The sequence below is a fragment of the Bacillus sp. 7894-2 genome, assembly GCF_002272225.1.
Lineage (GTDB): Bacteria > Bacillota > Bacilli > Bacillales > Cytobacillaceae > Cytobacillus.
The window spans coordinates 1-17,042 of sequence record NZ_NPDG01000156.1; the positions used below are offsets into that span (position 1 = coordinate 1).

At 42.1% G+C, this 17,042-nt stretch carries 12 protein-coding genes and 2 riboswitches; all 12 genes read right to left on the bottom strand.

Going from position 1 to position 17,042, the window contains the following annotated elements:
• Positions 1-204 precede the first annotated feature (204 nt).
• On the bottom strand, positions 205-2,268 hold the full coding sequence (gene ptsG / locus CHI10_RS21230; protein ID WP_095246134.1) for a glucose-specific PTS transporter subunit IIBC: 2,064 nt from the start codon (positions 2,266-2,268) through the stop codon (positions 205-207).
• Between the two features lie 217 nt (positions 2,269-2,485).
• Positions 2,486-3,328, bottom strand: a complete 843-nt coding sequence (glcT, locus tag CHI10_RS21235; RefSeq protein ID WP_095246135.1) for a glucose PTS transporter transcription antiterminator GlcT — start codon at positions 3,326-3,328, stop codon at positions 2,486-2,488.
• 125 nt (positions 3,329-3,453) lie between these two features.
• A complete protein-coding gene (locus CHI10_RS21240) occupies positions 3,454-4,782 on the bottom strand; it encodes an NCS2 family permease (RefSeq protein ID WP_095246136.1) in 1,329 nt (442 codons plus the stop codon).
• 128 nt (positions 4,783-4,910) lie between these two features.
• Positions 4,911-5,012: riboswitch (purine riboswitch) on the bottom strand.
• Between the two features lie 85 nt (positions 5,013-5,097).
• Positions 5,098-6,618, bottom strand: coding sequence for a glutamine-hydrolyzing GMP synthase (gene guaA / locus CHI10_RS21245; protein WP_179289098.1), 1,521 nt, complete (start codon positions 6,616-6,618; stop codon positions 5,098-5,100).
• Positions 6,619-6,835: 217 nt separating this feature from the next.
• A riboswitch (purine riboswitch) is annotated at positions 6,836-6,937 on the bottom strand.
• Positions 6,938-7,007: 70 nt separating this feature from the next.
• Positions 7,008-9,212, bottom strand: a complete 2,205-nt coding sequence (locus CHI10_RS21250) for a transglutaminase TgpA family protein (RefSeq protein WP_095246138.1) — start codon at positions 9,210-9,212, stop codon at positions 7,008-7,010.
• On the bottom strand, positions 9,212-10,426 hold the full coding sequence (locus CHI10_RS21255) for a DUF58 domain-containing protein (protein ID WP_095246139.1): 1,215 nt from the start codon (positions 10,424-10,426) through the stop codon (positions 9,212-9,214). Before CHI10_RS21255 ends, CHI10_RS21250 begins: the two co-directional genes overlap by 1 nt.
• 1 nt (position 10,427) lies before the next feature.
• The gene (locus CHI10_RS21260; RefSeq protein WP_095246140.1) at positions 10,428-11,384 is read right to left on the bottom strand and encodes an AAA family ATPase; all 957 of its coding nucleotides are present in this window, start codon (positions 11,382-11,384) and stop codon (positions 10,428-10,430) included.
• A gap of 183 nt (positions 11,385-11,567) precedes the next feature.
• Positions 11,568-13,025, bottom strand: a complete 1,458-nt coding sequence (locus CHI10_RS21265; protein WP_095246141.1) for an esterase/lipase family protein — start codon at positions 13,023-13,025, stop codon at positions 11,568-11,570.
• A gap of 154 nt (positions 13,026-13,179) precedes the next feature.
• The gene (locus CHI10_RS21270) at positions 13,180-14,874 is read right to left on the bottom strand and encodes a transglutaminase domain-containing protein (RefSeq protein WP_095246142.1); all 1,695 of its coding nucleotides are present in this window, start codon (positions 14,872-14,874) and stop codon (positions 13,180-13,182) included.
• Positions 14,875-15,197: 323 nt separating this feature from the next.
• On the bottom strand, positions 15,198-15,569 hold the full coding sequence (locus CHI10_RS21280) for a hypothetical protein (RefSeq protein ID WP_095246144.1): 372 nt from the start codon (positions 15,567-15,569) through the stop codon (positions 15,198-15,200).
• 105 nt (positions 15,570-15,674) lie between these two features.
• Complete coding sequence (locus CHI10_RS21285) at positions 15,675-16,232, bottom strand: DUF5381 family protein (RefSeq protein WP_095246145.1); 558 nt, start codon at positions 16,230-16,232, stop codon at positions 15,675-15,677.
• An 11-nt stretch (positions 16,233-16,243) separates the two neighbouring features.
• A complete protein-coding gene (locus tag CHI10_RS21290) occupies positions 16,244-17,038 on the bottom strand; it encodes a hypothetical protein (RefSeq protein WP_095246146.1) in 795 nt (264 codons plus the stop codon).
• Positions 17,039-17,042: the final 4 nt, after the last annotated feature.

Here is a 17,042-nt window from a genome sequence, read left to right on the forward strand (position 1 = left end):
TATATCATTTCTCGATCACTTCGTCAACAACTTTTTTAAAAACTTTTAAATTCTGTTAACGTCTCAAGCGACTGTTTTTCTATAATAACACCTGTTGCCCAAAGGGTCAACAAGTTATTCAAAAAAAACACAAAAAATTATTATCCTATCAAATAAAAAGAAACCAGCTGTTTTAACCGCAGCTGGTTTCTTCTATATTATATATTATTGTTTTGAGATGACGATGATATCTTTTTCTTTAAGGTCAACAGCGCCAGGCTTATTAATTTTGATTGTTTCACCCTGCTGAAGGTTTGTGAATACGATCGGTGTAATAATAGAAGTGGCATTTTCCCCGATATAATCCAGATCCACTTTCAATAGCGGCTGTCCCGCTTCTACGCGGTCATTCTCAGCAATTAACGCTTCAAATCCCTGACCCTTCAGGTTAACCGTATCAATTCCCACATGAATCAGGATTTCGCGGCCTGAATCTGAAAGGATGCCAATCGCATGCTTAGTCGGGAACATATTAACGATTTTCCCGTCTACCGGTGAAACTACAGTTCCTTCTGAAGGTACAATCGCAAAACCATCACCCATCATTTTACCTGAGAATACAGCGTCAGGCACTTCTGTAATTGGTTTGATTTCACCTTTTAATGGCGCAATGAATGTATCTTCCTTATGTTCAGTCTGAAGAGCCTCAGGATTTACTTCTTCAATCTGCTGCTCTACTCCGCCTTCTGGAGATTTTTCAACTGCGCGCGGTCTTTTGCCGCTCATGATATCTTTCATTTGGCCTTTGATTGTTTCAGATCTCGGGCCAAAGATTGCCTGAATGTTGTTTCCAACTTCCAGCACTCCAGATGCACCAAGTTTTTTCAGGCGCTCTTTGTCTACATTATTAATATCGTTTACTGATACACGAAGTCGAGTAATACAAGCATCCAGATGAGCGATGTTTTCTTGCCCGCCCATAGCATCAAGAACTTCATATGGAAGATCTCCGCCTTTGCCTGAAGCAGCTGATTCTTCATCTTCTTCTACCTCTTCACGGCCCGGAGTCATTAAATTAAATTTGCGGATGGCAAATCTAAAACCAAAGTAATAGATCACAGCAAATACCAATCCAACTGGTATAACAATCCAGGCATTTGTCTGAGGGTTGATTAATCCGAATAGGATATAGTCAATCAAACCGCCCGAGAAAGTCATTCCGATTTTTACATCTAAAAGATGCATAGTCATGAACGACAGACCTGCAAACACTGCGTGCACAGCAAACAGGATCGGAGCTACGAACAAGAATGAGAATTCAAGCGGCTCTGTAATACCTGTTAAGAAAGAAGTTAATGCTGCAGACGCCATAAGACCTCCGACTACTACTTTCTTTTCAGGACGTGCTTCATGATAAATCGCTAATGCAGCGGCTGGAAGACCGAACATCATGAACGGAAACTTACCAGTCATAAATGTACCTGCAGTAAGGTTTTGTACATTATCACTGATTTGCGCCATGAAAATCCGCTGGTCACCGCGTACTGTTTCACCTGCATTTGTTACATACTGTCCAAATTCATACCAGAACGGAGAGTAGAAAATATGATGCAGACCAAAAGGAATCAGCGACCGTTCAATCAAGCCAAATATAAATGCTGATAAAGTCAGGTTCGCATGAACCATGTTTTGTGAGAAGGCATTTAATCCTTCCTGGATTGGCGGCCAAATAACCAGCATCAGCAAACCAAGAACTACTGATGTAGCAGCCGTAATAATGGGAACGAAACGTTTCCCGGCAAAGAATCCCAAGTATGAAGGAAGTTCGATTTCGTAGAATTTGTTGTATAATGCAGCAGCGATAATTCCAACTATAATACCGCCGAATACACCTGTCTGCAGAGTTGGAATCCCTAAGATATTCGCATAATTAAGCCCATTTACATCCTCTGCCGTTATTCCGGCAGCCGTACCCATTGTCACGTTCATAATCAAATAACCGATAATGGCAGCAAGTGCAGCTACACCTTCACCGCCTGCCAAACCAACAGCTACACCAACCGCAAATAGCACCGGCAGGTTGGCAAAGACGATATCCCCTGCTTTTTGCATAACCTGGGCAACGATCTCGACCCCGCTGTTATCCAGGAACGGAGCCAGCTCAAGAAGCGCAGGATTCTGCAGAGCCGCACCAAGAGCAAGCAGGATCCCTGCTGCAGGCAGCAAGGCTACAGGAAGCATCAAGGCTTTTCCTACTTTTTGCAGGACGCCAAATACTTTTTTAAACATATGTTAACCCCCTAAAATTTTTACTCATTAAGCGTTTTCATTTAATAGCGGCAACCATTAAAAAACAAAAAAGGCATGAGGAAAAAAGGATAGAATTCAGGTGCATACAAGGGTATCATACCCTATTTGCCTAAATTCAATTACCTTTCTTCACTCATGCCTGATCGAATCAGTAACACGTAAAGACTTGCCAATGCTGGACAAGATAAAATCGCAATTAATTTATTTTCTTTTGCAGCCTTTGCAGATGCATAGTCAGATAAACAGCTTCTGCGTTATAGACTGGTTTTTTTAATGTTTGCTGCATTACTTTAATGAGCTTCCAAGAGAGATTGTAGCATACCGGGTATTCTTCTTTCAAGAGTGAAGTTATTTTTTCCGGTTCTTCAACGACCTCGCCTTTATTAACCCTTTCAATGGTGAAGCGGATATGGCGGACAAGCCTCATATAATCGATGCTGTCTTTATCAATTTCAATACCCAGCTGATCTTCAATCATGTTAACAAGATGAGTCACCAGCTGAGAATGCTGATTCACTTCGGATAAATCACGGTTCATTACAGCGCTGTGAACATGCAGGGCAATAAACCCAATCTCTCCTTCCGGCAAATAAATACCTGTACGATGCCCTATAAGATTTACGACTTCCTGGGCTATTTCGAATTCGAATGGGTAAAGTGTTTTCGTTTCGATAAGAAAAGGATTTCTCATTTCCATGCCTTTCTTCATGCGTGTTATCGCAAACATCAAGTGATCAGTCAGCGCAACATGGATGTGCTCATTAAGCATGGAGTTTGCCCTTTGTTTAATCAATTGGATCGAGGAGATAATTGCTTCAAGCAATTCATTCTCCACATAAGGCATGAGCTTAAGATAATTCTCCTGCTCTTTTTCATTTTTAAGCACAAAGAGCTTTTCAACCAAAGCAGAATCGATTGGCTGGCCCGATTTCCGGTTAAAGCCAATCCCCTTTCCAATCAGGACGACTTCTCCCAATGACTCATGGCTGCCAATAAGGACGTTATTATTCAGCACTTTTTTTACCTTATATTCATCCATACTCTTCTCCCCGCCCATTAAACAAATGTACTCTCATGGTATAAAAGCCTGTCCGTGAAGTCAACGAATCAATTTGAATTAAATATAAAAAGAGACCCGCATCCCAGCGGGCCCCACACATACTATTACTTCAGGAAAATGAAATACATAACAAATATAACAAACAGCACATACATGATAGGGTGAATCTCTTTGATTCTTCCTTTTACAATCATGGTGATTGGATAGAAGATAAATCCGATTGCGATTCCTGTTGCAATGCTGTAAGTCAATGGCATTGCGATAATTGTCAAGAATGCCGGAACAGCAATTTCAAACTTTGTCCAGTCAATGTTGCCTAAGGACGCAACCATCAATACACCGACAATGATCAAAGCCGGAGCCGTTACCGCAGAGGTAATGACTTCTAATAAAGGAAAGAAGAATAATGAAAGCAAGAAAAATCCTGCTGTTACAACCGATGCAAATCCTGTTCTTGCACCTGCCGCAACCCCTGATGAAGACTCAATAAATGAAGTTGTCGTCGATGTCCCGAATATCGCACCAACCACTGTTGCAGTTGAGTCAGCCAGAAGTGCTTTGCCTGCACGCGGGAGTTTATTTTCCTTCATTAGGCCTGCCTGATTGGCCACACCTACCAAAGTTCCCGCTGTATCAAAGAAGTCGACGAACAGGAATGTCAGGACAACGACCAGCATGCTGGTTGAGAAGAATGAAGGGTCGCTGTAGGCCCCGAATGCCGCTCCGAACGTTGGAGCCACACTTGGCACAGAATCAACAACCTTTCCTGGAACATCAATTAAGCCGGCAATCATCCCAGCAACAGTAGTGATTACCATACCAATAAAAATTCCGCCATTTATCCCTTTTGTCATCAGGATTACTGTTATGACGATGCCGAAAATGGCCAGGAGCACATTCCCGTCAGTAAAATCCCCTAATCCAACAAGGACCGCATCATTATTGACAATCAGCCCTGCACTTTGAGCGCCGACAAATGTAATAAACAAACCGATTCCGGCACTGACAGCATACTTCAATTCTGCAGGAATCGAGTTAATGATTTTTTCACGCAAACCTGAAAGTGATAAAAAGATAAAGATAATTCCTGAGATCAAAACTCCGCCTAATGCATGCTGCCAAGGAATTCCCATCGTTAAAACAACAGTATAAGCAAAAAATGCATTTAATCCCATACCCGGAGCAAGTGCAATCGGATATCTGGCCAGCACACCCATTAATAGGGATCCAATTGCCGCAGCCACTGCTGTTGCCACAAATACTGCCCCATAGTCCATTCTCATGGCATCCGGCAAATCCGGTATATCCATTAACGATAAAGTAATCGGATTAACGACTAAAATATAAGCCATTGCTAAAAATGTTGTGAGTCCGCCGATGAATTCACGGCGATAGTTAGTACCAAGTTCTTCAAACTGGAAGTACTTCTTCATTTCTTTTCCCCCTATTGGCTATCTTTATTTTCACAATAAAAAAACTCCGGCATTTGAGTACCGGAGCATTGACAACTGGGTTCGTGCTTGCCATAGGGAAAAACAAAGAAGAATAAAGGCAAAAACATCCCTATTTGCACTTACCTCGTAGTCAAGCTATTTACGGCAGCTCGGTAGAAACTTTTGGGCCATATCCCCAAGATTATACGACGTAAAACGACATATTTAATTCTTCTTTATCATAACACCTCAAAAAGTCCCAGTCAATAGAAAAAGCGAACATTTTCATGTCCGCTTTTTATTAATGTTCGTATTTTATTCCCACTCGATTGTTGCAGGCGGCTTGCTTGTAATATCGTAAACCACTCTGTTGACATGCGATACTTCATTAACGATTCTAGTTGAAATAATCTCCAGTACATCCCATGGAATACGTGCCCAGTCAGAAGTCATACCATCAATGGAAGTAACCGCACGGATTCCAATCGTATAATCATAAGTCCGGGCATCTCCCATTACACCGACACTGCGGATATCGGGCAAGACAGTGAAATATTGCCAAATATCACGGTCCAGACCTGCCTTTTTAATTTCCTCTCGCAAAATGGCATCAGATTCGCGTACAATTTCCAGCTTGTCCTCTGAAATCTCTCCAAGCACGCGGATCCCTAATCCCGGACCAGGGAAGGGCTGTCTCCACACGATTTCATCGGGAATGCCAAGCTCTGTTCCAAGTGCGCGCACTTCATCTTTAAACAGCGTGTTAAGCGGCTCAATCAGCTTAAATTGCATATCTTCGGGAAGCCCGCCTACATTGTGATGAGATTTAATCGTCTGGGCAGTAGCTGTTCCACTTTCAATAATATCGGTATAAAGTGTTCCTTGTGCAAGGAACTCAATGCCTTCAAGCTTAGTAGCTTCATCATCGAATACATAAATAAATTCGTTGCCGATGATTTTACGTTTTTGTTCAGGATCGCTCACACCTTTAAGCTTATTCATAAAGCGTTCCTGGGCATCCACTTTAATGACATTCATATTAAAGCCATCTGCAAATGTCTTCATGACGCCTTCTGCTTCATCTTTTCTCAGCAGGCCGTGATCGACGAAAATACAAGTCAGCTGGTCGCCGATTGCTTTATGAATAAGAACGGCAACAACAGATGAATCAACACCGCCGCTCAATGCGCAAAGAACCTTTTTATCTCCAACTTCCTGGCGGATCTTTTCCATTTCAATTTCAATGAAGTTTTCCATTGACCAATCGCCAGTACAGCCGCAAACACCGAACACAAAGTTTTTCAGCATATCATTTCCATGAACAGAATGGCGCACCTCAGGATGGAATTGAACAGCGTATAAACCGCGCTCTTCATTGCTCATCGCCGCAATTGGGCATGATGGATTGGTACCATCTACTGTAAAACCAGCCGGAGCCTCTACAACAAGATCGCCATGGCTCATCCAGACAGTCTGTTCCCGAGGAAGATCTGTAAACAATTTAGATTCATTTTCAATCTTCATGATTGCCTTTCCGTATTCACGGTGCTTGGCAGGTTCTACTTTTCCATCAAAATGCATGGTCATCAGCTGCATGCCATAGCAGATACCAAAAATCGGCAATCCCAGTTCAAATATTTCTTCATCACAGCGGAAGGCATTTTCGCCATATACACTGTTAGGCCCTCCGGAAAAAATAATTCCTTTCGGATTCATTTCCTTGATTTCTGCAGCTGTAATCGTATGCGGATGCAGCTCACTGTAAACACCAAATTCACGAATTCTGCGTGTGATTAACTGATTGTACTGGCTTCCAAAGTCCAGTACTACGATCATTTCCTGATTTTGAAGTTCTGTTTTCCCCGTCACACTGTTCACCTCATTAAATTTGTTATATTGCCTTTAGTCTTCTCTCCTGCAGATAAAATATCTAGTAAAAATATAATTTCTCAAGCATTTCATATATATCAACGGATAGCTGGACAATAAAAAAAACCGAAACTCTTTCTCCACAAAAAAAGTGAAGGCAGAATTCCGGTTCTCACGTATAGCAAAAAACTTCTTCTGCCTTCATAGTCAGATCATTTACGGCGATCCGGTAGAGACTTTCGAACCATATTATCGAGGATATATGAAGGTGCATGATTTAATTGTGTAAAACGGCAAAATCCGAACAATATGCCGCTGTCTTATTTGCCTATTGTAACAACAGCCGCAAATCCCGGTCAAGCTATTGTCTTTTTAATTAAATTTTCCCACAATTCCTTCGTATCATTCCAGCTTCCTTCTTTCAGGACCCCCCTGTAGACAAGCTCTTCGTAGTGTGCTGTCAGCCTGCTCATTTCCCTTGTTGAGAAAAAGCTGTCAACATACTTGGCATAATCCCTTAAGGTTTGTCCGCTTTTCCGTTTTAACCCGTATCGGTCCAATTCTTTTAAAAGAATCAGGTAAGCCTTGGCGAAGTGCTCATCATTCCTTGTTCTTTTAAATCTCCAGATGAAATAATGAGGAAGCCATTTACCCCGTTTTTGGAAAATCACGATAACAAGCAAAGCAGCTGCCAATACGGCTGCTCCGATGACTTTCCAATGTTCTTTAAAGAAAGACTCTATATTGCCCAAAAGCTTTTCTAAAGTAAACGGCGACTCTTCAGATGCTGTTACGTCCGGCTTGTCCGGCTTGACAGGAGTCTCAGTCTCTTTTGGCTTTTCTGTCTCCGTCTGGTTCGTATTTTCACCTGCAGTGTCAAAGTTGAACTGAACATTATTATTAAAGCCCTGGGTTGGTTCAAATGGAACCCAGCCCATTTCAGGAAAATAAATTTCCACCCAAGAATGGGCATTGTTATTTGTTACCTCAAACAAGCGAAGACCAGACCCGAGTGATTGCTTGAATTCTCCCTCTGTATAGCCCTTTACCCATCTTGCCGGCAATCCAATCGACCTCGCCATAACCACCATAGAGGAAGAGAAATTGTCGCAATACCCCTGCTTGGCATCAAATAAAAATTGGTCCACATAATCCTCATTTTCATCCGGAACAGCTACGTCTGTCTGGCTGTAGGTATATTCCGCCCTTCGGAAATACCTCTCAAGCTCCCTGGCTTTTTCAAACCAATCCGGCTGATCCTGAGTGATTTCCTGCGCCAGCTCCCTGACTCGTTCAGGTAATTCTTCAGGCAGCTGTGTATATCGGGACAAAAATTCCTCAGGAAGTGATTCCGCTTTTGCTCCCGATGCCTTCATGGCAGTCACACTGTATTCAGGCACCGCAAAATCCAATTTGTAATCTTCCAATGCAAACGGCCGTCCGCTATCCAATGTCCGGATCTTTTCTGTGGCCGTTTCCAGCTCATAGGTAATGAAAGGCGAGGCTTCGATATTTTTTAACCCTAATGGATACACCACATGAGGGTAATTCATAAAAGTATAAACCGAGCTTACTTCATCTTTGGTTTCAATTGCATCGTTATCGATGAACGATGTAACCGGGATTTCTTCTCCCATTCCAAACGGAAGATATTCCCCTTCAGGCTGGGAGGTTACCCATCCCTTGCCTGTATACGTATCCTTCGTTTCCACCTTCCAGTAATGGCGGGACTCCACTTCCGCCCTGAAAACCACAGCGTTATCTCCTATAAAAGGGCCGCCAAGGCGGGAATCGTCTTCACCATAGCCGATTTTCTGAATACCCGGGCCATCACTGCCGCTGTTCTGCCCATAGGATTTTATAAACGGAACAGGATCGGGCCAAATCGGTTCTGCCTTTGGGGCAGCAAATCCCAAGCCTGTGCTTAGCGCGATCAGAGCCGTCAGCGGAATCATCCATTTGCGCGACAGGGAGGCTTCTTTCTTCAGCCCTTCCTGCTCCAGAAGACGGTTAAACGTTAAGATCCCCATAACCGCAAATCCCGCAATAACTGTCCTGACAATCGCTGCGTCTGCCGTGTATGGCGTAAAGGTGTCCAGGACCGTTATATAAATGAGTGTCATGAAAAAGAAAATGAAAATCTGCCTGCGATTAATCAGCCAGTACTGAATCAAATAGGTCATCAGCCACAGCAGTATGAAAAAAAGCAGGCTTCTGAAAAGATTGGTTATTGCGGGCCAGTCTCTCCCAGCCAGCAAGCCAAAGTTATGCCACATATCCGATGCAAACGCGGCTATCCATGAAAAATGAAAAAAGGAGCCTTCAAAATACAAATAATGCAACTCATATAAAATATAAAGCACCTTAATAGCACTGCTCATTACTGGACTTACGCCAAAGAAAGCCATAAGGAGTGACAATACAAGGAACACAAGGAAAACGAAAATATTCGATGTATCTGTCAGCTCTTCAACCGGGCGCAGCCATTCCCATAATAAGAAAAAGCCAAGAACATATAGAAGAAAGGTGGCAAAATCTTTTTGAACCCGCTGATAGCCCATCACTTGCCCACCCCCGAAAACACATCTGCAAAATGTCCGTTATGAACCAAAACGACCCGGATTCCCCTGGCATTCGCAGAGGCTTTAAGCGCCAGTTCATCACCGGAAGGAGATTCATGCTCATTTTTGATTAAAAATATCGTCAAGGCCCCACTTTTGGACGTAAAAAATCCGGCTTTCTCGATAAGTGCTTTTGTTAATTGTGCTGTAACAATCATCAGCTGACTGTTCTGCTGCAGAAGAAAATGCTCTGCTTCAAGAACCCGGTCCACGGTTGCTGCCGAATCATCTTTTATTTTTGCCAAATGGTGAAACAGCTGAAGCTGGTGTGCTTCTCCGCCTCTGATTGGAAAAGCTGTCCGGGCAGCTGCAGAGGTCAAAAACCCTACCTGTGCTCCTTTACGGAGAATCGACCTCGCAATGGAAGCAGTAAAGGAAACGATAGCTTCAAATCGGCTATCTGGTGCACAGTCCATCAGAATGTAGACATCGTGAGATTGCCTTTGTTCAAATTCTTTGGTCATAATCTCATTTCGCTTAGCGCTGGCTTTCCAGTTAATCCAAGAAAATCTGTCTCCCGGCTGATACTCCCTGATGCCGATTGCCATGGAAGTATCTCTTTGCACCCGCTCTTTTGAAGCAGTCATTCCCTGGTCATAATGATGGGCCATAGGCTTATAAATCAGTTCTTCATACGCCGGGTAGACAATCATCCTGCTCTCAGCGGGGGCTTGTCTTTCTTTTTCTAGTAAACCGAGCAGATCACCCGTTTTAAAACGGACTGAAGCAAAAAAATGCTCTCCCCTCGGCAGACTGTTAATCTTGTATTGAATGGACATTTCCTTTTGGAACCCCGGAAACAGAAGCCGCTTTGCTTCATTTGACTTCCTGGCATGCAGGAGCTGTTCGCTCATTTCATCCTCAATGACGAGGTACAATAAAGGAAATGCTGATTCTCTGCTTACCTTTAAAGTAATCACTGCCTGCTCACCCGCATTGTATTCTGTTTTCGGCAGGATCCGCTCCACTTTAACGCCGTTTAATGAATAAAACGACAGACCAAGGGCGTATAAAGCAAACGGCACAAAGCTGTAAAACAAAAACCAGCTGACAAAGCCGCCCTGGAACATGGCATACGAAAAGGTGAACAAAATAAGCAGAAATAGCACAATCAGCTTCCAGACACCTTTCAGTGTATTTAACAGCTGTTTCATTTTACTTCACTAGCCTTTGTACAGGGACAGGCACCCTGGCAATGACCCGACCCACCACTTCTTCAGCGGTAATGCCTTCAAATTTCGCCTCTGACCTTAAGATAATTCTGTGGACAAAAACAGCAGGCGCCAAATACTGAATGTCATCCGGAAGAACATAATCGCGTCCATACATGAACGCATAAGCCTGGGCTGCTTTCATTAAAGCAATCGAGCCGCGCGGACTTGCCCCTAAATACACACTGCTGTGGTTACGGGTTCCACCCGCAATTTCCACAATATAGCGTTTAATTGTTTGATCCACATGCACTTCTTTAATTTCTGTCTGCAGGGAGCGCAATTCAGCCAGATCCATTACCGTTTCCAGATCTTCTATCGGCGGAATGCGCTGTGCCCGGTTCAAGACCTCCATTTCATCCGCTATATCCGGATAACCCATTTTCATTTTTAAAAGGAATCTGTCCAGCTGCGCTTCCGGAAGCGGATAGGTTCCCTCATACTCGATGGGATTTTGCGTTGCCATAACGAAGAAGGGCCTTTCAAGGCGATGCGTCACTCCGTCGATGGTCACACTGCTTTCTTCCATCCCTTCAAGAAGAGCGGATTGCGTCTTGGGAGAGGTCCGGTTGATTTCGTCTGCTAAAATAATATTACCCATAATGGGACCAGGCCTGAACTGAAACTCCATTTCCTTCGGATTATAGATGGATACACCTGTCACATCCGAGGGCAGCAAATCAGGCGTGAACTGGATGCGTTTAAATGCGGCTCCGACTGATTTAGCCAGCGCACGAACCATCATCGTTTTCCCGACACCCGGAACATCTTCAAGCAATACATGGCCTTCCGCTAAAAGCGCCACTAGGCTTAACTCTGCGACATCCCGTTTACCGATCATGACTTTTTCAATATTTCCTAATACCCTCTCAATTGCAGGGTGCATCTGATTTCGTTCCATGTGAAATCTCTCCCCTTTTTCTATATCTATAATTCCACTAATTTACAATTTACTGAATTTAATTCTAACCTATTATATATTCGCTGTCGCGCTGGAAACTCCTGTGTTTTTCTCGGGATGGTTCTATCTTCTAAATGGTTTCAGAACATAAATAGAGGCTGCTTCTCAGCAGCCGGAGACCAGTTAGTTATGTCGTTTTCCATTCTGATCTATATAAAAAGATTCGATAAGTGTTCTTTCATATGGCTTTCCATTTTCGGTAAGTCCTTTTATTTCCGTTGTCACATTGTAGACGCCTTCCTGTGGAAAATCGCTGTCGGTCATGAGGCCGGGCTTTTCCCCTTTCGATTTTTGCTGCAGCTTTTTCCCTGAAGAATCAAACCCGAAGCGGATCCATTTTGTTTTAAGGGCTTTATGACTTTTCGCAGACTTGCCCTGAATATTATCATTTAACGGGCTGTTTAGTGTAACGGTGTATAGATACGATGCATTTGCCGGAGCCTTTAAATGCCAGCTTCCTGCTTCAGGATACTCGATTTCAAACTGGTGAATCCACGCGCCTTTGAAAAAATCGGATTCTTCTTTATACGTTTTTCCCGTTTTATATTCTTTTCCGTCCGGACTGATTAATTTTAATGCAGACAAATTCTTTTCGCTTAAAAAAGAAACGGTTATGGAGTTTACATTATCCTCCACAGTAAACTGCTCACTTATTGCACTGACAGCTTTCCCGCCTTTTACAATGGAATGGATGCCAGGCCGGCTGGAAGCGGCTTCTGGTCCTGGTGACGAGAAAACTGCAGCAGGCTGAGTAATAGTAGTATAGGGTTTGAATACAAGGAATGTATGGGATCCTTCGCGAATGGTTGTATGATTCCACCCGCCTTCCTGAACAATGGAAGCACCAGGAAGCCGAGAATTAACTGCTGTCACAACACCATCGTTTTTTCCGTACGCGCTCAGGTATAAGCCTCCCCAGTAGGAAGCACTGCCAAATGAACCCCATTTGGTGCCGCCAAGTGTATAATAACGGTTTTTTCCAGCATTCTGATGGGAATCTGTAAGGCTTCGAAAGTATTGCATATTGCCTGTCTGCAGGGATTCAGTTGCTTCATTATTGTTTCCGAGAAGAGCAGCAAGCCACCAGGCTGCGCTGCTGTGTGCAAGATCTGCAAGCTGGGTGCCATGATGAGGAGAGGATAGAGAGATGACGTTTGATACATAGGGGTGGGCATTGTAATGCACAAGGGCTGTCTGAATATCCACACCGCCTTTGCTATAGCCGATGACCACCAGCTTTTTTCCGCCAAAATGATGGTACATTTCCTGAAGCTTTTCAGCCAGAATGGCACCATTCGTCCACATATCCCGGTCATGATGTAGATCAATGAAGGCTGTTTCATATCCATTTGCCAAAGCCACTTCATACATATCATTTCCTTCATGCCAGACAGCTGACGAATTATTATAGCCGTGCACAAATACAAGAGGTGATTTGGAAGGGTCAATGCTTGAAGGTGATTCTCCGGCATACCAGTAACCCGGAGTCCCGCTGTCATCACCGCCAAAGCCGCCAGCCTTCACCATACCAGGGAAAATCAGCATCATACAAAAGATCACTCCTGCCAAATGTATTTTCAAGCCTTTCCCTCCTTAACGGAGATCCGGACGGAAGCCCAGTCAATTTGATTTTATAATTTTCAGAATATATATTGAAGGGTATTTCGGATTAAATTTCCATTCAATTGGCAAATAAAAAAACGCCACAGGAACAAGCCCCATGACTTTTTGCAGTTTAGTATTGTACACCTGTGCGGCTATGTGTTTTTTCAAACTCAGCCTGATTCGGATCAAAGTATTTTTCGTTGAAAGCGGCCACGAATTTATCATCCTTAATGTATCCCGCTCCCCATGTCGGATCCATCGTGAGCCAGTTTCCATCCACCTTCACTTCAACCCAAGCATGCTTCTGCGGCCAGAATCCGCCGAAAGCAGTTCCTTCAATAAAGCGGGCTTCCATGTTGCTGGCCCGAAGCAGAGCAATGGCCAGATACGAATAATCCTGGCAGACGCCCGTTTTGGAATCAAGTGTCTTGAGCGCACTATCATCCCAGCTGAAGTCATCTGTTTCGAGCTTATTTACATCATATGAAACGGTTTTAGCGACATAATCATAGATGGCCTTCGCCTTTTCCCTTTCACTGCTAATGCCTTCTGTCAGATCTTGCGCCAGTTCAGTAATTTGCGGAGCATCGGACTGAACGCCTCTTGATGGAAGCAGGTCCCGCTTATCCTCGCCTGTTGACTCCACCTCAAATTTGGCAAACCCATAAAAGCGGAAATAATCACTGTTCTCTTCCTTGATTTCCGGCACACTTAGTGTGACTTCATATGTGCCGGGACCAAACCTTAAATAAAAAGAATCATCAAACGTGAAATCTTTTACAGGGATAACATCCAGTGCTTCGTCTTCACCTTTTTTAGTGGTAATGTAAATATGATCTGTTTCAGGACCGAATTCTGCCTGCGGATCAATTTTTCCTTTTACAGAAAAGACACCGTCGGACTTCTCACCGCCATACTGCGGGTATTCAAGCGCCACTCCCCGCTCCTCATATGTTTTAGAAAATTCAATTGGGCTCATCGTCCTATCAGACTCGTTGTCTATTAAAATGGTTGTGGCTGTCTGATAGTAATTTTCCCTCTCTTTGTCAGGAACGAGCACCTCAAGCTTGTGCAGGCCTTTTCCGTAAAATAACGGCACATCATAGGTGAATTTTCCATCCTTAAGCTTAATGACATGCTTCCACATTTCTGAATCCTTATTCAGCTGTAGCATGATTGTATCGCTATCTGTTAGGCTTCCGGCTTCCCCTTTTAAATTGAATACTTCATTGCCTTTTAGATAGCTCGACTCGATATCCAGGTCCAGATCTGCCTCCTGTCCAAACGGAGTAAACGTCACATCCCGCTCTGTATCCGGATTCACATTGTGTACAGTGAACGAGGCAAGATCATAATAATAATTCTCACTATCCGTGCTTGGGAGCTGAACCGTTACCTTATACTCGCCTTCCCCATTAAATAAACGGATATTCTGTTTGAACTTCCCTTCTTTGATGGGTGTGTAGTATTCCAGATCATTCCCTGCCGGTCCATCCTCTGTGGAGCGAACCTTGATCCAGGCATAGCCGGATTTTAGGTCAGAGTACTTTTCAACCTCTCCTTGCACAGCCACCTTTCCATTTGCGGCAAACTCCTTATACTCCGGATTTTTCAGAGCTGCCCCTACTTCCTCACTGTAAGAAGTCAGCTCAAGGGGTTCGAGCTCAAGTTCCTTGTTTTTCTCTTTAACTAATTTTTCATATTTGTCTTCTTCCTTTTTCTCCGCTTTGGCTTCTGAATTGCTTTCAGAGCTGCTGCAGGCTGAGAGGAATAGGAAGCTGGTTAGTAATACGATTAATATGGCGATGGGGCTTTTCTTTGGCATGGGGTCCTCCTTTTTGTTTCTTTAACTCTAAATTTACATACGTACATTATCCCTTAAAGTTTCAGAGACTCAGCTCTTTTGGCCTTTACACCCTCAATTATGGATAATAATAAAATGAGCGCTTCCCACATTAGAGCCAAAACCAGGAGAACTGAGCCTTCTTCACTCCAGCTCGATTTGTTTATATAGAGAAATAAGATAGCTAAAAACAACACCAAATTACTTTTCCAAAAAAATAAAAACCCTCTGTTAAATAGGAATTTCTTTTGCTTTCCTTTTGCAGTCAAAATCTCTCCCCCTCTCCCGGTTATTAACGACTTGTATTAGTTAAAAACAGCCATCAGACCGAAGCCTGTAAAGATAAGAAAGAGAAAGAAAAATATAGATGCCAATTTATTAAGAATAATAGGAAGCCTATTTAACATATGCTGAATATGGTAATTCACACCTGAAGTGATAATAGCAATATATTTAAAACAATAGTCAAGGAAAGTCCTAGGCTGTTCATATACATTTACTTCATAGAGGGTAATAACTAGTTTTTGAACAAAAATAGAGAAAAAGGCAAAAACAGCATTTGCCGTAATCATTAGAGCAATATAAGAACTTGGAATCGGAATATCTATCCCAGTCAGCATTAAAGAAATTAATGTCCATATTAGAAATACTGCAGTAAAGGCGATTAAATTTTTCATATTATTCTCCTTCCGATAGGGAGAGACGGCTGATCTCAAAACAAAAGCTCTTTATAGGGGTGACCTTTAAAGAGCTCATAACAAAAATAGCAGGATCTTATTATTCTAATCAATCTTTGGTTCCTTTCTTTCATACCTTGCTTCTTTACTTAAACGTTCTAGATTTATCTTACGGTCCCAAACTTGCTTTGCGTGTTCATGCATATAAGGATAAATATATTGATCGACCATCATTTCATAAACTAACTCATCAAGAAGGTTATAGGTTCGGATTCTTATCTTTTTATCATCAAATGTTTGAATAACAATGTCATTGATTAAATTTAAAGGATTTCTCACAAAACTTATATCCTGTATGTTTTTAATTGGAACAGTCCCCTTGTTCGATATCACTCTGCCACCCTCACCTGGGATAATTTTGAATAAGATTTTCCCAGGTATAAAACCAGGCAAACTCCAAAGGGTAAGATATAAATAAAAGGGTGTAAACAAAATTCCTCCACCAAGATAGAATAAGGAGTATTTAGAGTTAAATTTCAATCCGTTTATAATTAAGAAAACACATCCTATTAAAAAGCCTACCGTGGCTAGAAACATTAATACGTAATAAAACTTCGAACCTTTTATGAAAATCGTGTTTTCTTCTTCCCGTTTATTTGACATTTAATATCCCCCTAAAAAAAAGGTGCCATCTTGTTTTGGAGTAAATCCTTAATAAGCGACTCGCTCACTTTTTGAATATTGAGATCAAGGGATTGGTCTCTTGTAATCAACCAGAAATCAGATTTTCCAGGTATCACAAATATAAGATCTATTAATTCCGGATTATTCTCAGAGTCATATTTTAAACTAAGAAGGCTATCCATTTTCCCTTTCCTGTTAGCAACATCCTCCAAAAACTCCAAAGCAAAAGAAGCTTGCATTCTAGGAATCCATTTTTGAATAGTTAATTGTGTTGGTGAGCTTGAGGTACTCATATCTTCCAATAAATCTTCAAATTCTTCATTCTTTATTGTATACAATATCTCACTTTTATTATCCATTTTATTAAATTGAAAAAATTCTTTAATACTAATGATAAATTGTTTTTCTGGAATCTTTGAAACATAATGCACTTGATGATCATGTAAAAGCCTATGAATATATATTTCTCCGTTTCTTAAATGAAATGAAATACTTTCTTCTCCATCTCTTTCCAAATCAAACTTTGATGCCTTTATAGTCCTTTCTGCAAAACTTAAAATATGAATAAAAGGGGCATACTCCTCTCTTAATTTATATTGATTATTAATTTCATGTACCATATTTTTAGCCAACATAGAACGCGCTGCGAATTCCAACATTAATTTCAACTCTGAATCCTGCAGTGAAGGAAAGTACGTTTCCTTCATTGAGATTCCTTGTTCATATAGTCCTTCACTGTAAAAAGAAAAAATTAATTCTTCTATGCTTAATTGAATGTTAACCATAAGA